We start from the raw sequence: 20,886 nt of genomic DNA on the forward strand, positions 1-20,886 counted from the left end.
GGTTCTATAAATATAGCAGCGACTAATTTTTCTAAGAGTTAGTTGCTGCTTTTTATAATAAGATTATATAAAAAATCTCATCTTAAAGGCATCTTTTCCCTTGCCGTAATATCCATGGATAATATCTATGACAATGAAATCATTCTTATTGTAAAGTTTTATTGCTTCAGTATTATCAGTTCTTACTTCAAGATATATAGACATTAGTTCTTTTGTTTTCATAAACTCTTTGCTTATATCAATAAGCCTTTGGCCTATCCGTTGTCCTCTGGCTTTAGGATGGACAGCTATAGAATATATTCTAAGGTTTTTAGAATTGGATCGTTGTAATAAAGAGATATAGCCCACAATAGAATTATCGAATTCAGCTACAAAGAAAATACCTTTAGCTCTAGAAATAAGATAGATAAATTGTTCTCTGGAAAACTTCTCTTTTTCAAAAGACAGAGTTTCAATTTTGAGAATTTGATTCAGATCAGCTAGAGTTGCTTGCCTTGTATTGATAAATTTATCCATGCTGCTTATTGATATGATTTATCAATCAATTGGCTGAAATGATTGATGATACGGTAGTAAAGCTCATCCCCTAGAATAGCATCTTCTAATCCATGATCAATACTAGGATTATCATTAACTTCAATTACAACCACTTTGTTGTTTACTACTTTAAGATCTACACCATACAAACCTTTTCCTATTAACGATGTAGCTTTAATTGCTGTTTTAAGCACTTGAGGTGGAACTTTGTAAATAGGGATCGTATCGACTAAGCCCTCTTCGCTTTTACCATTATTGTCATGGAAATAGATTTGCCAGTGTCCTTTGGCCATATAGTATTTGCAGGCAAACAAAGGTTCTCCGTTAAGTACTCCTATGCGCCAATCAAATTCGGTAGGTATAAATTCTTGTGCTAACAAAATAGCAGATCTTTCGAAAAGGATGGAAAATGCTGCTTTTAAATCTTCTTCATTCGATATTTTTTTTATTCCATGAGAGAATGATCCATCCGGGATTTTAAGAATAAAGGGAATTCCTAATTTACTACTTATCTCTTCAAACGAATTGTTATTAGACCTAAATATCAGCATAGCAAGAGGTGTCGGAATTTTCTCTTTTTTGAGTAATTCGTTTAAATAGACTTTGTTTGTACAACGAATGATAGATTGAGGATCATCAATGACAACCATCTCATTTTGAGTAGCCTTTTGAGAAAGATGGAAAGTGTAATGATTTAAAGAGGTCGTTGTTCGTATAAAAAGAGCGTCGAATTCCATTAGTCGAATTCGATCATCCTCGGTAATAAGTTCTGCATATACGTTCATCTTACGAGCTATTTCCAAAATCTTTTGTAATGCTTTTTTATTGCTGGGAGGAAATTTCTCTTCAGGGTCGTAGAGTATAGCTAAACTGAAACGATAGTTTTTTTGTGAACGCAAACGCCAAACTTTTCTATTGAAATTATCAAGAGCGTCTGCAAAATAATCTTGTTCTTCTTCAGTTAATTGATTAATAGGGAGCGCTTGTATGTTTTCAATCTGATTCTTATGTCGGTTGTTGAGGCAGACACGTAGCAAAGGTGCTGGGTAGTTGTCGAAGATATATTGTGCAATCTTCTCTAAACCCTTTTCTTTACATTTACCAAAGTAGATTGTTAGATACCAGTTTTCAGAGATGGCATTTTTTTGTATCCATTGAAAACAAAGTTTATGTAAGTTCATATCCAAGCGAATACCTGTTCCTGTCTCCAACTTGTTTATAATCTCCACTCCGGGGATTACTCGATGACCTCTTGCTTGTGCAAGTAAAGAACAATAATAACCTTCCGAATTGTAACTGTAGTCATTACTTAGGTTAATAACTAAGTTAGGTTCGCTGGCTAAATATTTATCTTTTAGATAATCTGATACTGTATGTGTGCTGCTAGTCTCATAGTACGGTTTCCAGTCACCTAGAGAGTCTAATAATATAATTGTATTCGCCATGTTTTATTTTATAAAATGCAGCAAATGTAATTATTTATTTAAGCTTTAATCTCAGAAAAAGAATATTTTTTATCAGAAAATATATTTTAGTTTTATAAATTTAAAATTAGATTATAGTCTTGATATATAAATGAATAGGCTGTTCTAAAAAGAACAGCCTATTTCCTATTTAAGTATAAAAAAGTTATTTATATTCTTGCCAGCTCTTGATTGCAATATCACTTTCTTTCATCTCGCAGAATGCTTGAATGAAGGCACTTGCCAAACGGGCATTTGTTATTAATGGAATGTTGTGATCTATAGCACCACGACGAATTCTGTATCCATTTGTAAGTTCTCTACGTGTATTATTCTTAGGAATGTTTACAAGTAATTCAAACTTATGCTGGCTAATCAGATCCATTACATTATTATCTTTCTCTTCGTCAGGCCAGCTAACTGCAGTTGCTTTTACACCATTGTCTGCAAGAAATTTAGTAGTTCCTTCGGTAGCATAGATGTTATAATTATTTGCTTGAAGTGTTTTACAAGCATCTAGCATATCAACTTTTGATTTACTGTCTCCTGATGATACCATAACATTCTTCTTCGGTATGTTGTATCCTACCGAAATCATAGAAACCAATAGGGCTTCGTTGAAGTCATCGCCTATACAACCAACCTCTCCGGTAGAAGCCATGTCGACACTCAAGACTGGATCTGCATTGTGTAGACGCGAGAATGAGAACTGAGAAGCTTTTACTCCAATCCAATCAATATCGAAAGCTGATGTGTCTGGTTTTTCAAATTCAGCATCGAGCATAATACGTGTAGCTGTTTCGATGAAATTACGTTTCAATACTTTAGATACAAACGGGAAGCTTCTAGATGCACGAAGATTACATTCTATAACTTTTACTTCGTTATTCTTGGCTAAGAATTGTATGTTGAATGGTCCACTAATATTTAATTCTTTTGCTATTTTTCGACTGATTCTCTTAATGCGGCGAGCTGTCTCAAAGTAAATTTTTTGAGCAGGGAATACGAGTGTTGCATCTCCGGAGTGAACGCCGGCAAATTCTACATGTTCAGAGATTGCATATTCTATAACTTCTCCATTGCGAGCAACAGCATCAAATTCAATCTCTTTTGCATTTTGTAAGAATTGTGAAACAACAACCGGATATTCTTTCGATACATTTGCTGCAAGAGTTAAGAAATTATCCAAATCTTCAGCGCCGTAGCAAACATTCATTGCTGCACCCGATAAAACATATGAAGGACGAACCAATACCGGATATCCTACATGTTCAACAAAAGTATGTATGTCTTCCATACTGGATAATTCTTTCCATGCAGGTTGGTCTATGTCTAGCTGATCAAGCATACTCGAGAACTTGTGACGATTCTCTGCTCTGTCGATCGATAGTGGAGATGTACCTAATATAGGAATATCTTGTCTGTGAAGCCTGATAGCAAGATTGTTTGGAATCTGTCCCCCAACCGATACAATCACTCCCTTAGGCATTTCCAGGTCTAGTACATCAAGAACACGTTCGAACGATAATTCATCAAAGTATAGACGGTCGCACATGTCGTAATCGGTAGAAACAGTCTCCGGATTATAATTAATCATAATAGACTTGTATCCCAGCTTACGAGCCGTTTGTACTGCATTTACAGAACACCAGTCAAACTCAACAGAACTACCAATTCTGTATGCGCCAGAACCAAGAACCACGACTGATTTGTTGTTCTTGAAGTATGGTACATCATGCTCAGAACTATCATAAGTCATGTATAAGTAATTAGTAAGCTCAGGGTTCTCTGAAGCTATTGTACTAATACGTTTAACAGACGGTAATATATTATGTTTCTTACGGATTGAACGTACTTTTAAAGATTCTTTCTCTACATTTCCCGTAGGATCTTCTACAAAACGAGCAATTTGGAAGTCAGAGAATCCTAGATGCTTGGCTTTTTGAAGTACATCAGCAGGTATATCCTCTATTTTGTTGTATTTCTTCAACACAAGAGAATATTCATGTATATTTTGTAGTTTGCCTAAAAACCAAGGGTCTATCTTTGTCAGGTTATTGATTTGTTCTATAGTATAACCTTCTTCGAAAGCCTTTGCTATAGCAAAAATACGTAAGTCAGTAGGGTTCGATAGTTCACTATCCAAGTCGTCGAATTCAAGTTCTCTGTTTCCTACAAATCCGTGCATTCCTTGACCTATCATTCGAAGACCTTTTTGTATGATTTCTTCAAATGTTTTTCCGATGGACATAATTTCTCCTACCGATTTCATGCTTGATCCGATAAGACGAGAAACTCCGGAGAATTTAGTCAAGTCCCAACGAGGAATCTTGCATATGAAATAATCTAGGGTAGGGGCTACATATGCAGAATTAGGAGTTCCCATTTCTCCTATTTGATCTAGAGTGTATCCTAATGCTAATTTTGCAGCAACAAAAGCTAATGGATAGCCTGTCGCTTTTGATGCAAGTGCAGAGGAACGGCTCAGGCGGGCATTAACTTCAATAACGCGATAGTCGTCTGTTACAGAATTGAATGCGTATTGAACGTTACATTCTCCAACAATACCAATGTGGCGTATGATTTTTTTAGAAAGCTCTTGAAGCATTGTCAACTCACCTTCGTCAAGTGTACATGTAGGAGCAACAACAATACTCTCACCAGTATGAATACCTAGTGGGTCGAAGTTTTCCATACCTGCAACGGTGAAGCAATGGTCGTTTTTATCTCTGATTACTTCGAATTCAATTTCTTTCCATCCTTTTAGAGATTCTTCGACTAAGATTTGTTTTGAGTAAGCAAAAGCACTTTCGCATAACACTTTAAACTCCTCTAAATTCTTACTGATACCGCTACCTAGCCCTCCAAGAGAATAAGCTGAGCGAACCATTACAGGGAAGCCAATACGATTGGCAGCTGCAATGGCATCTTCCATCGTTTCTACAGCTTGGCTTATCGGTGTTTTTACATCTATTTCATTTAGCTTTTCAACAAACAAATGTCTGTCTTCTGTAGCCATAATTGCATCAACAGATGTACCTAATACTTGAACGCCGTATTTTTGTAGTGTCCCGTTGAGGTATAATTCTGTTCCGCAGTTAAGGGCTGTTTGTCCTCCAAAGGCTAGTAAGATTCCATCAACATTTTCTTTTTTTATAATTTCCTCAACAAAATAAGGAGTTACAGGTAGAAAATAGACCCTGTCTGCTATACCTTCCGAAGTTTGGATGGTAGCGATGTTAGGGTTGATAAGAATCGTATAGATACCTTCTTCTTTAAGCGCTTTTAAAGCTTGTGAGCCGGAGTAGTCAAATTCTCCAGCCTGTCCAATTTTTAATGCACCTGAACCAAGTACAATTACTTTTTTAATCTTTGGATTAGCCGACATATTATAAATTTATTGTTAGGTTTTGAAAGAGCTTTTCTAAAATTGCGTAAAGATAACATTTATTAGTGTCAACAAAAAGCAATTATAAATCAAGTTTTAATAAACTTTCTCCATTTACATTTAAGATGTTAAAAGTCATTTTATCCCCTTTCTTTTCGATGATAGATACTGTTCCACTTTTTTCATTACTACCTCCTCCTATCACAACTGGATAGTTGTTTCCTAATTTACCGACAGGGATATATTCGAAACGGTGATGGTGAGCATTTAGAGAAATGTTGAATTTTGTCTTACTCAAAATTGGTTCCCACAGATCTTTACATGGATGATAATCTTCAAGATCTTTGCAATAAATTGGAATATGATGGATTAAAACTCTTTTGTTTGCTTTTTTGAACTCTCTGGAGTTAATCTCTTTTTTTAGGAATTCTACTTGATCTAATCTATATTGGGTAAAATCATTCATATCCGAATATTCTCTGTGATTGTCCGGCTTATCTTCTCCACAGTCAAGTAAAGTAAATCGGGTATCACCAATGTTGAACCCGCCATATGAATGTTCTGCTCCAACTTTTCCTAGCAAGTTCCACAGATACATGGAATATGCTCCTCGGGTTTCGTGATTCCCTCTTATAAATATTGTAGGAATGTTACTCCCATTCATCTTTTGAGTGTAATGAGAGATGCTTCTTACTGCATTTTCTTCGCTTTGTACATCCGCGATACAATCACCGTTGAAGAATACGATGTCATAATCGATATTTTTTATTTGATCACATAGCTTGTCGAATAACTTGTAGTTGTCATGAATGTCGTTGAAGATAACTGCTGTAAAATCTTTTTGTTGATTACCCCATGTTTTGAAAGAATATGTTGGAGACTTTATAGTATCCCCAAATTCTTTATGATATGGTTGGAATAGTGTTATCTCCTGAGAAACTACACGGTAATAGTATTGGGTGTCTGGTTGAAGATTTTCTAATTTTATTCGGTTTATTGTATTATTTGCCATCATTTCACCTTCAACAAAAGAACGTGCTCGCTTCATATTTAAAGTATCCGTCCCGTATTCAACCCAACTTCGACATGGAACATTTGTTGACCACATAACTGTCATTTCATCTGTTGATGGGTTCTGAAGATAAGGCATTGTTTTCATTACTTTTTCAGCAGGTGCTTTTAGTCTGATGTCGGCTAAAATAGGTCTGTGGTCAGATGCTACAGGTTCATTTAGTACATGATTCTGGTGTACAGAATAAACTTCACCTTTTGCCATATATCCGGCAATATAATCAATTGTTATATTGGGCTTATCTGCCGGAAAAGTCGGAACTTTTTGGTTATTAATGATTTTCCACTTTTGAGATAGAATTTTAATCTCCTCAGAGTTCGGTTCGCAATTTAGGTCTCCTGTTAATATAATTGGCTTGTTGCATAATTCAGCTTGTTTGCTGATTATTTCTATTGATTTTAATCTGTCATCTTCTTTTAATGATAGATGAGTATTGAATATAAAATAGTTTTCAAATTCTACAATTGAAAGAATTCTGGCTTCCTCCTTGCCTGGTAACGGAATGTGACGTGAAGATATAGGACGTTTTTTGGATAATAATCCAATCCCGTATTTTCCTCCCTGAAAAGAAATAGATGGGGCATAAGTATAATGCATGCGGGTAATGTCTGCTATTTCTTTTAAAACATCTACAGCATTACTTCTTGTAGTAACACTATCTAATTCTTGAAGGGAAACAATGTCCGGATCCGTGCTTTCTATGATATCGGCTATTCGCTTGTAGTCAGTTTTGTTATCTAATCCTTTGGCATTGCGGATGTTATATGTAATAATCCTGTGTGTGTTTTCTTCTTGCTTGTAGTGCTGTTTCTGGGCTAGAAGAAATGAACTAGAAAAAAATAAAAGGGCATAAACTAGAAGTGTTTTCATATTGTTATAAAGTAAAGATAAAATTTCTATAAAGATAGAATGTAAAAGAAAACTAGGCAAATTTAATTTATTCTATATTGAATGAAATAATAGATTAAAAAGCCTGGGAGGGATTCTTTGATAGTGGTTAGAATTTTTAACATAACGAAACGCAACATATAGGCTTTTTTTAGCATCTTCTATTTATAAATATGACTATTGAATCAAAATAATAATGTATATTTGTTTATTGGGTGTAATATTATTAAACCTTTTGGGTTTAATTTAGTCTAAGAGGTATACTGATTATGGATACCAGTATCTTTTAATACAAATTAATAATGATTTTAAACTAAATAATAGGAGAGCAGATTATGAAAAGTAAAAATTTACTGTTAATGTTTCTGGTGTCGCTTCTTCCATTTTTCGCTTTTGCGCAAGAAGAATGGGATGACATCTATGCTACTTCTAACACAAAGAAAGTAGAGCCTAAAAAAGAAGTGAAGAACCAATATAAATCTACAAATAAAGGGACGAATCAAAAAGTTCTTGTTGTTAGAGATAATGGTGAAGTAACAATGGAAACTGAAGGTAATGTAAATATCGATGTTGATGCATATAACCGTAGAGGAAATGTATCTATATATGATAAAGAGCAGATGCCTCAAGATTCAATTTATGAGGATGAATATGAAGACTACGAGTATACAGATCGGATCGTGAAATTTCATGACCCTCAAAATAGTGTCAAAATTTCTAGCGATGATGAGATAAACGTATACGTTGTAGATGATTTGTATGGTAGCTATAACAGTTATCGCGGATGGGGATGGAATAGCTATTATCCTTGGTACTCAAGTTGGTATGACCCATGGTATTATCCATCTTACTCGTGGGGATGGGGCTGGCATAGCCCATGGTATTACCCATCTTATTCATGGGGTTGGGGATATAGTTCTTGGTACTATCCATCTTACTCATGGGGATGGGGTATTGGAGGAGGATGGTATGGAGGATATCACCATCACCATAATCACTATTATTCAAGACCAGTATATTATAGTGGAGCCGGACGCTCCAGAGGAGGAGATTATAACTATCGATATGGTAACGGAAGATATACATCCGGTAATACTCGTCCTTCTTATAGTAATACTAGTGTAAACCGACCTAGCTATAGTGGTTCAAGTAGCTCGACACGTCCGTCTACTCGTCCTAGCTACAATAACTCAAGTAGTTCGACACGTCCGTCTACTCGCCCTAGCTACAATAATTCAAGTAGTTCGACACGTCCGTCTACACGTCCTAGCTATAATAATTCAAGTAGCTCGACGCGCCCGTCTACTCGACCTAGTTATAATAATTCAAGCAGTTCAATACGTCCGTCAGGCAATGTAAGCACTACTCGTCCATCTACACGTCCTAGTTATAATAGTTCTACTACACGTCCTTCTGGAAATGTAAGCACTACACGCCCGTCTAGTCGTCCAAGCTATAATAGTGGAAGTTCTTCTAGTAGTTCTTCTCGCCCTAGTTACAACAGTAGCTCTTCAAGTAGACCTAGTTATAGTGGCTCATCTAGTAGTTCTTCTTCCCGTCCTAGTTACAGCGGATCTTCTAGCAGCTCTTCTCGTCCTAGTTATAGTGGTAGCTCATCAAGTTCAACACGTTCTAGCTCTAGCTATTCTAGTGGCTCAAGTAGTTCTAGTAGTCGTAGTTCTAGTTATTCTAGTGGTTCTAGTAGCCGTAGTTCGGGAGGTTCTTCAAGCCGTTCGTCTGGAGGTGGAAGAGGTCGATAAAATATAGAGTATTACTATAAAAGTAAATAAATATAAAGAAAGCTGTTTCAAAAAGAATGCTATTGAAGCAGCTTTTTTAAAGATATAAAAATTAAGAAATTATGAAGAGAAAAATTTTATTACTATCTGTTTGTTTCTTTTTTTCTTTAGGAGCGGTCTATGCTCAAGGAGAAATGGATGCTTTTAAACTATCTCAAGAAGACTTGACTGGAAGTGCTCGTTCAGTATCTATGGGAGGTGCTTTTGGTGCACTTGGCGGAGATATAGGAGGAATAGCAATAAATCCAGCAGGTATCGGAGTTTATAGAAGTTCAGAAATAGTGACGACACTTAACTTTCAAAACACAAAAGCTGAGGCTTCGTCAAATGTAGGGAAAATAGGTAAAGATAAATTTAAATTCAACTTTGACAATTTGGCTTTTGTCACAGCTATACCTCTAAATAGTGATGTTGCCCCATTATTAAACTTTGGGTTTTCTTATAATAGATTGAAGAACTTTGACAGACAATATAGGACAGAAGGCAAAGACTTAAATTTATCTATGGCTCATTATATGGCTCATAGGGCTAATACCAGTACCAGTATAAAAAATCCAAATGATTTGGATCTGGAAAATGGAGATGATCCTCTTTATGATCATGACTGGATGGCTGTTTTTGGCTATAATTCAGGGTTGATCGGGATAAATGATGAAGGCGGATATGGTGTTATAAAAGGAATGCCTCAGGGAGCAATTTATAATAGCTTATATTCTAGAGAAAAAGGATCGGTGAGTTCCTATGATTTTAATATGGGAACAACTTTTTCTGATCTTTTAAGTATAGGATTAACCTTATCGGTAACTGATATAAAGTATCATCTATTCTCTGACTATAATGAGGACTATGCTGGATATAATAAAACTGGGTTTACATTGTCTAATGAACTTAAATCGGAAGGAGCCGGATTTCAGGTGACAGCAGGAGTTATTCTTAAACCAATTAACGAATTCCGGATTGGAGTTGCTTATCATTCTCCTACATGGTATAATATGACAGATTATTATTATGCTGGATTTGATTATAATATATCTAGTTTAAGTGGGTATGAAGGGAGAATAACTACGCCGGCAATGAGATATGATTATAGAATGCGTACTCCTGATAAATGGACGGTTAGTATGGCCGGAGTATTAGGGCAGATAGCTATAATTAGTGCAGACTATGAGTATACCAATTATTCGAATAATATGAGATTATTTGAAGATAATGGAAAAGATATTGCTTTAGCTAACGAATCGATAAAAAATCATTATAAAGGAGCATCTACACTAAGAGTTGGTGCTGAAGTGCGTTTCACACCTCAGTTTTCAGGTCGTGTAGGATATGCTTGGATGCAGAGTCCATTGAAAAAAGAATTTAGAGATGGAAAGCATGAAGCAATGACTGTTGGATCTATTAATCAATATACCTTAGATGGTGATAGAAATTACTTTACCTATGGTCTTGGATATAGATTCTCTCGTCATTTCTATACCGATATAGCTTTTGTGATGGGAAGCCAAAAGAGCGATTTACTCCCTTTTGATATAGAAAATAAAGGGCAAGCATCAGCTTTGAAAGTAAATACTTTCCAAGGATTATTGACTTTAGGTTATAAATTCTAATAACTGAATATATTAAAAGTAAAAAGGAGGAGCTAAATAGTTAGCTTCTCCTTTTTTATTCTTGTTTACACTACAGATTTTCAAGCATTCTTTTTATCACGGTTTGTGCCGAAATTTCACGATTAGCTGCTTCTTGTATAACTATCGATTGAGGACTTTCTATCACATCATCACTAACTATCATATTGCGACGTACAGGCAGACAGTGCATGAAATAAGCATTGTTGGTAAGTGCCATCTTCTCTTTAGTAACTGTCCAAGACATATCTTTGCTTAATATCTTTCCATAGTTAGGATCCTGATAAGCTGCCCAGTTTTTAGCATATACAAAGTCTGCACCTTCCAAAGCTTTATCTTGATCATATTCTATTCTTGCTCCGCGTACAAATTTAGGATCAAGCTCATATCCTTCGGGGTGTGTAATAACGAAATCTACATTGGCCTCATTCATGAAATCAGCAAAAGAATTAGGAACAGCTTGGGGCAATGCTTTTGGGTGAGGAGCCCATGTCATTACAACTTTAGGATGATCTGTTTTCTTATACTCCTCTATTGTTATCAAGTCGGCAAACGCCTGTAGAGGATGCCCTGTAGCAGCTTCCATACTGAATACAGGCTTTCCTGAATATTGAATGAATTGGTTTAGTATTTTTTCTTGATAATCGTCTTCTTTATTTTCAAATTGTGCGAAAGCACGAACACCTATAATGTCGCAATAATTACCCATTACAGGTATTGCTTCTAAAAGATGTTCGGATTTGTCTCCATCCATAACCACACCACGCTCTGTCTCAAGTTTCCACGCACCTTGATTGATATCAAGTACCATTGTGTTCATTCCTAAATTTATGCCTGCTTTTTGCGTACTCAAACGAGTTCGTAAACTTGAGTTGAAGAATACCATCAACAAGGTTTTATTTTCACCTAGATGTTTATAGCCGAATTTATTTTTTTTTACTTCAAGAGCTTCCTTAATAGCTTCTTCTATATTACCAAGATCTTTTACGTTTGTATATGTTTTCATTATAGAAATATTTTGATTCGTTTATTTATGAATATTATGAGTATTGATACTAAAATGGATATGAATGTAACAATTAAAAATTTTTCGACAATGGATATTCCTCTGAAAATAGTGTCTGACTTAAATATGACATACATATGAGAAAAATAGATTGCCGAAGATAGACTACCGAGGTATTCGTTATACCTATTGGGTGACTTATAGCTTGAATGCTTTAGTATCAAAATAAAGAGAACAGGGGCAAGAAAGATTAAAGATAAGTATAAATCTTTTCTGCAAAACATTTCTTTGGCATATGTTGATTCTATAACTAAAATAGACAAGAGTAAGATGAATAAAATTATCAAATGCAGATTTTTTATTTTTTTTATGTCAAAATTCTTTATACAAAATCCTATGGCAATGAATGGAAATCCAAAGAAGAGACCATTTCGGAAAACGATATAATCAGTATCCATCGACTGTAAGATATATCCTACCAAAAATAGGATTAAAGAAAGTGTCAAGATGATAGAATTTCTTTTAATGATTTTCTTTAAGGAGACTAAGATCAGTATACCAAAAATAGAGCAGGTAAGTACCATAGATGAAAAATTCCCCAGAAATATTTTTCTAAGAGAATATCAATTCTAAGATCATTAATAATATCGACTTGCTCTACTCTGAGTATCTGCGGCCTGAGGTAAATGATATACCAAGTTGTATAAATGATAAGTATATGTATCAGATATTTTTTTATAGCTTTTGTATCATTTATTTTTCTAGCAAAATAATAACCATTTACCAAGAAGAAGAAAGGAACTCCGATTCGGGCTATTCCTTCAGGGATATACCATCTAAGGTTTAATTGCCCAGCTTCATATGGGTAATACAAGTGAATTGTTATGATTAATATACTAAAGAGTATTTTAAAATAATCTAGTGTGACATTTCTCTCCATCAGATTCTATAGAAATATTTTGATTCGTTTGTTTATAAAGGTTATGAAAATAGCTAATAATATTGAAACAAAGGCTATAAATGGGAATTTGTTAATATTAAACGTTTCTGTTAAAGGGATAATTAGAGTTAATACAAATATATGAACATAATAGATTCCCGCAGCCAGTTGACTCACGTATGTATTTGCTTTACTTCTTTTATTTGAATTTAAAGCCCATATCACCAAAGCCGGAGATATAAAATAAAAAGATATAAATAGATTGTGATACACATCTTCCTTATATCCTAGGAAGGATTCTAATAGTAAAAATAAAGTGCTAATTACTAAGATGGGGTATAATAATTGATTTTTGATCTTAAAAGTTATATTTTTTCTGTAGATGAAGTAACCAAGAGAAACAAGAGGATATCCAAAAAATAGTCCGTTACAGAAGGTTCTGTATGGGAAATTACTATTTTCCATTAAATATCCGATCAGAAATAAAATGATTCCGCTATATAGAATCAGCTTGTCCTCTTTTAAGAACTTTCGACCTAATGCAAGAAGTATTATTGCTAAAATTAATGCAGGCAAAAACCATAAATGATAATAACCCATTAAAGCAAACGTGATAAGAGATCGTGGCTCAATAGATGAATAATATACAGGGAAGTATATTAACGACCAAGTGATGTAGACTACTAAAAGGTGTAAAAGATATCTCTTAAGATGCTTGATACCCTCCAATTTGCGGTGTATATAATAGCCACTTATTATAAAGAAGCACGGAACTGCAATCCTTGCTATTCCATTAGATATTAGCCATCCAGTTAAAGAGCCTTCATCGAATAAAGGCTGACTATGTACTGTAATAACCAATAGGCTCAGTATCATTTTAAAATAGTCAAGCTTTAAATTACGCTCCATTATTCATCCGGAATATTCTTCTTTTCTTCTTTTCTATCGTAAGCTTTTTTATTTTTATGTATGGAGGTTGTTCGTCTCCAACCACTAAATTCTGAAAGCTCAGCTTCTCTGTTTGCTTTTTTTACAGCTATTATATAGTCCTCTAAGGTAATTTTACCTGTTTTCTTCTTTTTCTTTTTTCTCATGTGGTTAAGTGTAGCTATTTTCTTATTTGTCCATGTCCCTTGATGAGCCATTTGTAAGTGCATAATTCATCTAAAGCCATTGGCCCACGAGCATGCATTTTTTGAGTGCTGATACCTATCTCAGCACCTAATCCAAATTGAGCTCCATCGGTGAATGCTGTTGAAGTGTTCACATATATACATGCTGCATCTATTAGTTTCTCAAATGTAGATATAGCTTCGCTGTCTTCACTGATTATTGCTTCGCTATGCTTTGAACTATATGTTGAAATATGTTTTATGGCTTCATCAAGATTATTGGATGTTTTAATAGCCATTTTATAGTCAAGAAACTCTGTTCCGAAACTATCTTCTGTTGCTTTTTTTAGAAGCTGAGTTGGATAGTTAGAGGAGAGGGCTTCATATGAATGTTTATCGGCATATATAATGACATCTTTGGCAGCCAAGTCAGAACAAAGGAATGTCAGATTGTCGAGTCTGTCTTTGTCGATAATAAGACAATCCAGAGAGTTGCATACACTAACTTTTCTTGTTTTAGCATTGGTTATAATGTCTTTTCCTATGTTGACATCTCCCGATTTATGAAAGTATGTATGGCATACTCCGGCTCCTGTTTCTATAACAGGTATTTTAGAATTATCTCGTACAAAATTAATAAGGTCTTTGCCTCCTCTGGGAATAATTAGATCGACATAGTCACGCGCATTCAATAGAGCCTCAGTAGCTTCTCTTTCATTTGGTAGAAGGGTGCAAATATTAGGATTAATCCCGTTCTCATCCAATATGTTTCTTATAATGCTAATGATAGCTTCGTTTGAATACCGTGCATCTGATCCCCCTTTCAGGATGCAAGCATTTCCGGATTTAAAACACAGAGAAAACACATCAAAACTGACATTAGGACGAGCCTCATAAATAATACCAATCAAGCCAAAAGGAACCGGAATTTTAGATAACTCAAGCCCGTTCTCCAAAGTCTTTTGCATTATGGTTCTACCTAGAGGAGAGGGGAGTCTTGCTACATTTCTAATATCGTTTGCAATAGCAGTGATGCGTTGCTCATCTAATAAGAGCCTGTCATATTTTGGATTGTTGGGATCCATTCTGTGAAGATCCTTCTGATTCTCTGCTAGAATATAATATGCTTTTGACTCAGCTTCATCTGCAATAAGATTTAGTATTGCATTTATCTCTTGAGGTGCTATTAAGTTTAGATTTCGGCTAGCTTCAGAGGCTAATTGAAATATATGTAAATAATTATCGTCCATTTTTTATTTTTTCAATATATAAATAGTCGTAATGAATCAACGCTTTCTTGTTGCTTTTCCCTATAATATCTTTTGCTTTCTCACTGTTATAAGCTATTCTTCCAACTCCTAAAAGTTCTCTGCTTTCATCCTTTATAAGGACTATGTCATCGGCTTCAAAACTGCCTGCTATCTCAGTTACGCCCACAGGCAGTAGACTAACGGCTTTGTTGCCAAGCAGAGCCTCTCTAGCGCCATCATTAACGATAACTTCTCCTTTAGTAAAGCTTTCGGAATGAGCAATCCATTTTTTTATGCTTTTTACAGCTTTATCAGATGGTATAAAGTGAGTGGCAGGAACATCTTTTCCTTTTACTAAATCTATAAGGATATTTTTCCTGGTTCCATTTGCAATGATAACTTCTATCCCTTCTTCTGATACTTTTCTGGCAATATTGTACTTTGTTATCATGCCCCCTCTACCAGTTGAAGACTTAGATGTCTGTATGCAATCCTCAATATTATCTTTTCGTGTATCAATTTTTGTAAATAAAGTAGAGTCTGGCGCTGACGGATTACCACTGTATATACCATCAATATTACTTAATATAATTAGTTTTTTGCAAGACATCATGGTTGCAACTAATCCGGATAGTTCATCGTTATCAGTAAACATTAATTCATTGACAGAAATTGCATCATTTTCGTTGATAATGGGGATGACATTGTTTTCCAACATTGTAGAAATACAATTTCTTTGATTTAGATAATGACGGCGAGTAGCGAAATCTTCTTTCGTTGCTAATATTTGTCCACAAACAATATTATGATGACCAAAGAGGTCTGCATAACGATTGATAAGCTTTACTTGTCCTATGGAAGAATACAACTGGCGAGAAGAGATGGTATCTAGTTTCGACTTTGTTTTTACTATCGATTTTCCTGCAGCTACAGCTCCGGATGATACGAGAATAACTTCTATATTGTTTTTATGTAATTCAGCTATCTGGTCTACTAAAGCAGACATTTGAGTAACATCCAGTGTGCCATCAATACGGGTTAGAATCTGACTCCCTATTTTAACAACAATACGTTCTTTCATCGAAATATAATGCTAAAAGAACAAAGTTATTATTTTATTTAGTAAAAAGATATTCCTTTTCTGAAAACAAAAGAAATATGTCGTGCTATTCTTATTTGTTTGTGTTAAATTAAACCTTCAGGTAATTGTAGATAGATTATTTTCTTTTTCGGGTCTATCTTCTCTATAAAGCTTTCTGTAGCTGGAATAATAATTTCATCCTCGCTGTTTTTGATAAGAAAAAGAGTGTTTAAAGTTTTCTCATCTACTTCTTCTATCATTCCCAATTCTCCTGCATTTTTATCTATTGCCTTAAAACCAATAAAGAAACTCCATGAATATTCTATATCTTCTTGTGTGTCTTCTTCATAATATTTACGAGGGAAATAAACTTCAATTCCTGAAAATCTTGCGGCTTTTTCCTCAGAGTCAATTCCTTCAAAAGTAATTAAAGCTGTATCCTTACCTTTGAAACGGTATTCTTCGATAAAGAAAGGAACAAATATTCCATTTATCGAGCATATCAAGTAAGGGCAATCTACTCTGTCGAATACATCATTGTCGAAAGAGAGGCTTACCTCTCCTTTGATTCCATGAGGCTTCGTTAATTTTCCTATTTTGAAAACTTCATTTTCTCTGATCATGTAATGAATAATGAATAAGTAGAAGAAATCTTTGTTTAAGGCTTATTTTTTCTTTTTACCTGTGTTTTTACCACTATTGTTATTACGCTGAGTAAGATCTTTCATCTCAGGTAGTTTAATGTCAGAATCTCGCAGATCTATTTTTTGATTTGTTAATTCGTAAAGGTCCGCAAAAATTTTTCTATCTTCTACTTCCTTGTTCCATTGAATATAAGACTTCTTCATATGAGTTGCTACCAATAAAACAAATTGTTCCTTTTCTTTCGGATCTTCAATTGTAGTAGCAAGATGTGCCATTTTTTCAAGGGTTTTACCGTAATGGCGGTATGTCATATCTGGGCGACTGTATTCTATCTTGCCTGGTTTAGTGCCTAGATCTTCTTTCTTAATAACTTCGTATGGGTAGTCTATATCTAATTTAAAATCAGACATAATTGCTAAATGATCCCATAGGATATGTTTGAAGTCGTTGACATCACGCAAGTGAGGAAATAGGTTTCCCATTATATTGATAATGGTATTCGCACAACGTTTTCTCTCTTGACGATCAGGTATTGTTAGACAATAGTCTACCATATTTTGAATATTTCTTCCATATTCAGGAAGAGCTAATTTTTTTAATTGGGTATTATATTCCATCAGTATATACTAATAAGTAGAAAGTGAATTTGTTTACAAAAATAATAATAATAATCGATCATTTATTAAATTCAGGATAATGATCTAGTTCGATGCTTCAGAGTCTTCCTCTTTCTCAGGAGTAGACAATGTTTTTACGAAAAGTTCTTTGTCTTTTAGAATCTCTATTGCTTTAGCTATTTCCTTATCGTTTTTTAAAGTATAGATAGCTTCACCTTTTTGATAATAATATCTTTTTATTATTTCTGTATTGATCAATTTTACAATATGTTCTTTGAATGTTTCCAAATCTCTGTCTAGGTTTGGAACAAGCATAGCTTCAAGGGCTTTAAATTCTTCTTCAGCATATTTCATATGTCCTTCAAACTCCATAACCTCTTTAAGTGCAGTCATTGATTTTTCGCTCATACGGTCATATTGAAAATCTTTTGTTTTAACGAATGCTTTGAAGTCTTCGTAATCCTCGTCTGTTATAGAAAAAGTTTCAGGAGAATCAATTTTTTTGTGTTTCAGAACCCAATTAGTTACCCAATCGAAAACAATGTATTGGTTCGATAAGTAATATGTCATAGAAGGCACTTTCTCCTCTTCAAACTTTATATCTGGAGAAACGCCTCCTCCGTCTCTAACCATTCTTCCTTTTTCGGTATAGAAGACAGTTGTAAGACTATCGGGAATGCGTCCGACACTACCATCTGCATTGCGATGCGAGTAGTCGATAGCCTGAATGCATCTTCCACTAGGAATATAATATTTTGCAGTAGTTACTTTTAACGCTCCGCCATAAGGTATTTCGCGGGTAGACTGTACCAATCCCTTCCCAAAAGTACGTTCTCCTAACAAAATAGCTCTATCCATGTCTTGCAGTGCTCCGGCAACAATTTCCGAAGCAGAAGCAGAGCCTCTGTCAATGAGGACAACGATTGGCACTTCCGTATCAATAGGTTCTAAAGTCGTTTTATAGGTTCTATCAAGTTGTTTTAATTTCCCTTTCGTTGACAAAACAGTTTTACCCTTAGGTACAAACATATTTACTATCTGAACGGCTTCTTCCAATATACCTCCTCCATTTTGTCTTAAGTCGAAAACCAAAGAAGTAGCACCTTTCTCTTTTAATTCTAGAAAAGCTTTTTTTACATCATTTGCACACTTATCTGTAAAGCTGGTAAGACTAATATAGCCAGTAGTAGAATCGAGCATTCCGTAATAAGGAATAATGTCAAGCGTGATCTTTTCCCTGATTACATCTACCGTAATAGGCTTTTTTGTTCCTGGGCGTTCTACTTTGATTCGTATTTTAGTCTCAGGTTGTCCTTTCAGGTTGTTGCTAACAAAATTACTTAATGTACGAGCATATACTTCTCCTCCTACCTTTGGGCAACTAGTCATGTCTCTTCCATCAATTTCGAGAATATAGTCTCCCGTTTTTAGACCAGCTTTATCGGCCGGTTTACCTTCAAAAGGATCAGAAATAACAATTTTTCCGTCTTTATGAGCTATTGCTGCACCTATACCGGCATATTCTCCTGTAATCTGGGTGCTAAACTCTTTCATATCCTCTTGGTTGAGGTAGGTTGTGTAAGGGTCTAATGTGCCCAACATATTGTCAATGCCTCCTCTTACTGTTTTATTTATGTCTATAGTATCCACATAAAACATATCCATCTCTTTCAATACAGAATTGAATATTTCTATGTTTTTATTTATATCAAAATATCGTTCTTGAAGTTTGTCTTTATCTGTAACATTTTGAGCATTTGAGATGCTAAAAGAAGAAACAATAAGTAAAATAAAAAAAACGATTCGTTTATTTCTCATTTGTAATAATATATTATGTTTTAAGACAACACAAAGGAATACTTTTTTTTATAAATAGCGAAATTTGTATCTTATATATAAGCCTTATATTTAACAAAAAAAGTGAAAATAAGTGGAAAATCCTTTTATAACGAAAAATACAAATTATAGATTAGACTCGTCGCTGATGTTTTATTTATATATTTGTGTTTTACTAAATAATTAGGCTGATTTATGAAAGGAATTATCCTTGCTGGTGGAAGTGCAACACGACTTTACCCTTTATCAAAAGCAATATCTAAACAGATAATGCCGGTTTATGATAAACCAATGATTTATTATCCGCTATCAACACTGATGCTAGCTGGAATTAGAGAAGTACTAGTTATTTCAACGCCGAGAGATTTACCAATGTTTAAAGAACTATTGGGTACTGGTGAAGAAATAGGTATGAAGTTCGATTACATTATTCAAGAAAAACCTAATGGTTTGGCTCAGGCTTTTGTCCTTGGAGAAAAATTCTTGGATGGAGACTCAGCATGTCTTATTCTTGGAGATAATATGTTTTACGGGCAAAGCTTTTCACGAATGTTGAAAGAAGCTGCTACTATTACTTCGGGAGCATCTATTTTTGGCTATTATGTAAAAGACCCTCGTGCATATGGTGTGGTGGAATTCGATGAGGAAGGCAAAGTTATATCGTTAGAAGAGAAGCCGCAAAAACCAAAATCGAACTATGCCGTTCCTGGTCTTTATTTCTATGATAATACAGTAACTAAAAAAGCGAAAGACCTCCAGCCTTCGGCAAGAGGAGAGTATGAAATAACAGATCTGAATAAGATGTATCTGGAAGAAGGCTCTTTGAAAGTTCAGCTTTTTGGACGAGGGTTTGCTTGGTTGGATACAGGAAATTGTGACAGCCTGCTTGAGGCGAGTAATTATGTAGAAACTATCCAAAATCGTCAGGGATTCTATATTTCATGTATCGAGGAAATTGCTTGGCGTAATAAATGGATTGATAATGATGCATTAAGGAACTTAGGTCAGAAATTTGATAAAACGGCCTACGGACAGTATATTTTGAGTTTATTAGATTGATTGTTTAGGGCATTATGAATTTTATAGAACAAGAGCTAAAAGACGTTTGGGTTATTGAGCCAAAAGTATTTGAAGATGAAAGAGGCTATTTTATGGAATCTTTTAAGAAAAATGCTTTTGAAGAACATATAGGAAATATAGAGTTTATACAAGATAATGAATCTAAATCTGTTCGAGGTGTATTGAGAGGATTACACTATCAGTCTGGTGAATTTTCTCAAGCTAAATTAGTACGTGCATTGAAAGGATGTGTTTTGGATGTTATAGTTGATTTGAGAAAATCATCCCCTACATTTGGAAAACATTTGACAATAGAACTTAGCGAAGATAATAAAAAGCAGCTATTTGTACCTAGAGGATTTGCTCATGGTTTTCTTGTGTTAAGTGCAGAAGCTATATTCTCTTATAAAGTGGATAATATTTATTCGCCAGCTAATGAAGCAACCTTGTTGTGGAACGATCCCGCTCTTAATATAGATTGGCAAATAGATGAAAATGAATTGATCTTGTCTGCAAAAGATAAAGTTGGACAATTGTTCTCAGAAGCAATTCTCTTTGAATAATGTCT

The 20,886-nt window shown here is 34.7% G+C and carries 17 protein-coding genes; 4 read left to right on the forward strand and 13 right to left on the reverse strand.

Annotation, left to right across the window (positions count from 1 at the left end; all coding sequences use genetic code 11):
* Positions 1-63: 63 nt before the first annotated feature.
* The 4 genes from rimI to DHU68_RS05005 all read right to left on the reverse strand — a co-directional run bounded on the left by rimI (position 64) and on the right by DHU68_RS05005 (position 7,330).
* Positions 64-516 (reverse strand): ribosomal protein S18-alanine N-acetyltransferase, encoded by a 453-nt coding sequence (gene rimI, locus DHU68_RS04990; RefSeq protein WP_108821881.1) that lies wholly within the window; start codon positions 514-516, stop codon positions 64-66.
* A 5-nt stretch (positions 517-521) separates the two neighbouring features.
* A complete protein-coding gene (locus tag DHU68_RS04995) occupies positions 522-1,982 on the reverse strand; it encodes a RimK family protein (protein WP_108821882.1) in 1,461 nt (486 codons plus the stop codon).
* 184 nt (positions 1,983-2,166) lie between these two features.
* Positions 2,167-5,388, reverse strand: a complete 3,222-nt coding sequence (gene carB, locus DHU68_RS05000; RefSeq protein ID WP_108821883.1) for a carbamoyl-phosphate synthase (glutamine-hydrolyzing) large subunit — start codon at positions 5,386-5,388, stop codon at positions 2,167-2,169.
* Positions 5,389-5,470: 82 nt separating this feature from the next.
* Positions 5,471-7,330 carry an endonuclease/exonuclease/phosphatase family protein gene (locus DHU68_RS05005; RefSeq protein ID WP_108821884.1) on the reverse strand — a complete coding sequence of 620 codons (1,860 nt, stop codon included), beginning with the start codon at positions 7,328-7,330 and terminating at the stop codon, positions 5,471-5,473.
* A 353-nt stretch (positions 7,331-7,683) separates the two neighbouring features.
* On the opposite strand from DHU68_RS05005, the gene DHU68_RS05010 reads away from it, so the two are divergent.
* Positions 7,684-9,108, forward strand: a complete 1,425-nt coding sequence (locus DHU68_RS05010; RefSeq protein ID WP_108821885.1) for a hypothetical protein — start codon at positions 7,684-7,686, stop codon at positions 9,106-9,108.
* A gap of 101 nt (positions 9,109-9,209) precedes the next feature.
* A complete protein-coding gene (locus DHU68_RS05015) occupies positions 9,210-10,754 on the forward strand; it encodes an OmpP1/FadL family transporter (RefSeq protein ID WP_108821886.1) in 1,545 nt (514 codons plus the stop codon).
* Between the two features lie 70 nt (positions 10,755-10,824).
* Here the strand turns inward: DHU68_RS05015 and DHU68_RS05020 are convergent, their stop codons facing one another.
* From DHU68_RS05020 to DHU68_RS05065, 9 genes are all read right to left on the reverse strand, one after another.
* Positions 10,825-11,778: an N-acetylornithine carbamoyltransferase gene (locus DHU68_RS05020; protein WP_108821887.1), complete on the reverse strand. Its 954-nt coding sequence runs from the start codon at positions 11,776-11,778 to the stop codon at positions 10,825-10,827.
* Between the two features lie 550 nt (positions 11,779-12,328).
* Positions 12,329-12,718, reverse strand: a complete 390-nt coding sequence (locus DHU68_RS05030; RefSeq protein ID WP_108821889.1) for an acyltransferase family protein — start codon at positions 12,716-12,718, stop codon at positions 12,329-12,331.
* Positions 12,719-12,724: 6 nt separating this feature from the next.
* Complete coding sequence (locus DHU68_RS05035) at positions 12,725-13,627, reverse strand: acyltransferase family protein (protein WP_108821890.1); 903 nt, start codon at positions 13,625-13,627, stop codon at positions 12,725-12,727.
* Positions 13,627-13,812 carry a hypothetical protein gene (locus DHU68_RS05040; protein ID WP_108821891.1) on the reverse strand — a complete coding sequence of 62 codons (186 nt, stop codon included), beginning with the start codon at positions 13,810-13,812 and terminating at the stop codon, positions 13,627-13,629. The genes DHU68_RS05035 and DHU68_RS05040 overlap by 1 nt, the downstream gene beginning before the upstream one ends.
* A 14-nt stretch (positions 13,813-13,826) precedes the next feature.
* Entirely contained in the window at positions 13,827-15,080 is a 1,254-nt protein-coding gene (locus DHU68_RS05045) for a glutamate-5-semialdehyde dehydrogenase (protein WP_108821892.1), read from the reverse strand.
* Complete coding sequence (proB, locus tag DHU68_RS05050) at positions 15,070-16,161, reverse strand: glutamate 5-kinase (protein WP_108821893.1); 1,092 nt, start codon at positions 16,159-16,161, stop codon at positions 15,070-15,072. Before proB ends, DHU68_RS05045 begins: the two co-directional genes overlap by 11 nt.
* Positions 16,162-16,265: 104 nt before the next feature.
* The gene (gene rimM, locus DHU68_RS05055) at positions 16,266-16,784 is read right to left on the reverse strand and encodes a ribosome maturation factor RimM (RefSeq protein WP_108821894.1); all 519 of its coding nucleotides are present in this window, start codon (positions 16,782-16,784) and stop codon (positions 16,266-16,268) included.
* A 42-nt stretch (positions 16,785-16,826) separates the two neighbouring features.
* A complete protein-coding gene (locus DHU68_RS05060) occupies positions 16,827-17,423 on the reverse strand; it encodes a DUF4290 domain-containing protein (RefSeq protein WP_108821895.1) in 597 nt (198 codons plus the stop codon).
* A gap of 84 nt (positions 17,424-17,507) precedes the next feature.
* Positions 17,508-19,241, reverse strand: a complete 1,734-nt coding sequence (locus DHU68_RS05065; RefSeq protein ID WP_108821896.1) for a S41 family peptidase — start codon at positions 19,239-19,241, stop codon at positions 17,508-17,510.
* A 213-nt stretch (positions 19,242-19,454) separates the two neighbouring features.
* Between DHU68_RS05065 and rfbA the strand changes: the two genes are divergently transcribed.
* Complete coding sequence (gene rfbA / locus DHU68_RS05070; RefSeq protein WP_108821897.1) at positions 19,455-20,318, forward strand: glucose-1-phosphate thymidylyltransferase RfbA; 864 nt, start codon at positions 19,455-19,457, stop codon at positions 20,316-20,318.
* 14 nt (positions 20,319-20,332) lie between these two features.
* Positions 20,333-20,881: a dTDP-4-dehydrorhamnose 3,5-epimerase gene (gene rfbC, locus DHU68_RS05075; protein ID WP_108821898.1), complete on the forward strand. Its 549-nt coding sequence runs from the start codon at positions 20,333-20,335 to the stop codon at positions 20,879-20,881.
* Positions 20,882-20,886: the final 5 nt, after the last annotated feature.

This window comes from Dysgonomonas sp. Marseille-P4361, assembly GCF_900343125.1.
Classification (GTDB): Bacteria; Bacteroidota; Bacteroidia; order Bacteroidales; family Dysgonomonadaceae; genus Dysgonomonas.

What these genes read in the sequence shown, in the direction of transcription:
- DHU68_RS05020 (WP_108821887.1), bottom strand. Translation starts at nt 11,778, where the DNA reads ATGAAAACATATACAAACGTAAAAGATCTTGGTAATATAGAAGAAGCT.
- DHU68_RS04995 (WP_108821882.1), bottom strand. Translation starts at nt 1,982, where the DNA reads ATGGCGAATACAATTATATTATTAGACTCTCTAGGTGACTGGAAACCG.
- rfbA (WP_108821897.1), top strand. Translation starts at nt 19,455, where the DNA reads ATGAAAGGAATTATCCTTGCTGGTGGAAGTGCAACACGACTTTACCCT.
- DHU68_RS05005 (WP_108821884.1), bottom strand. Translation starts at nt 7,330, where the DNA reads ATGAAAACACTTCTAGTTTATGCCCTTTTATTTTTTTCTAGTTCATTT.
- DHU68_RS05015 (WP_108821886.1), top strand. Translation starts at nt 9,210, where the DNA reads ATGAAGAGAAAAATTTTATTACTATCTGTTTGTTTCTTTTTTTCTTTA.
- DHU68_RS05065 (WP_108821896.1), bottom strand. Translation starts at nt 19,241, where the DNA reads ATGAGAAATAAACGAATCGTTTTTTTTATTTTACTTATTGTTTCTTCT.
- DHU68_RS05045 (WP_108821892.1), bottom strand. Translation starts at nt 15,080, where the DNA reads ATGGACGATAATTATTTACATATATTTCAATTAGCCTCTGAAGCTAGC.
- carB (WP_108821883.1), bottom strand. Translation starts at nt 5,388, where the DNA reads ATGTCGGCTAATCCAAAGATTAAAAAAGTAATTGTACTTGGTTCAGGT.
- DHU68_RS05040 (WP_108821891.1), bottom strand. Translation starts at nt 13,812, where the DNA reads ATGAGAAAAAAGAAAAAGAAGAAAACAGGTAAAATTACCTTAGAGGAC.
- DHU68_RS05060 (WP_108821895.1), bottom strand. Translation starts at nt 17,423, where the DNA reads ATGGAATATAATACCCAATTAAAAAAATTAGCTCTTCCTGAATATGGA.
- DHU68_RS05035 (WP_108821890.1), bottom strand. Translation starts at nt 13,627, where the DNA reads ATGGAGCGTAATTTAAAGCTTGACTATTTTAAAATGATACTGAGCCTA.
- proB (WP_108821893.1), bottom strand. Translation starts at nt 16,161, where the DNA reads ATGAAAGAACGTATTGTTGTTAAAATAGGGAGTCAGATTCTAACCCGT.
- rimM (WP_108821894.1), bottom strand. Translation starts at nt 16,784, where the DNA reads ATGATCAGAGAAAATGAAGTTTTCAAAATAGGAAAATTAACGAAGCCT.
- DHU68_RS05010 (WP_108821885.1), top strand. Translation starts at nt 7,684, where the DNA reads ATGAAAAGTAAAAATTTACTGTTAATGTTTCTGGTGTCGCTTCTTCCA.
- rimI (WP_108821881.1), bottom strand. Translation starts at nt 516, where the DNA reads ATGGATAAATTTATCAATACAAGGCAAGCAACTCTAGCTGATCTGAAT.
- rfbC (WP_108821898.1), top strand. Translation starts at nt 20,333, where the DNA reads ATGAATTTTATAGAACAAGAGCTAAAAGACGTTTGGGTTATTGAGCCA.
- DHU68_RS05030 (WP_108821889.1), bottom strand. Translation starts at nt 12,718, where the DNA reads ATGGAGAGAAATGTCACACTAGATTATTTTAAAATACTCTTTAGTATA.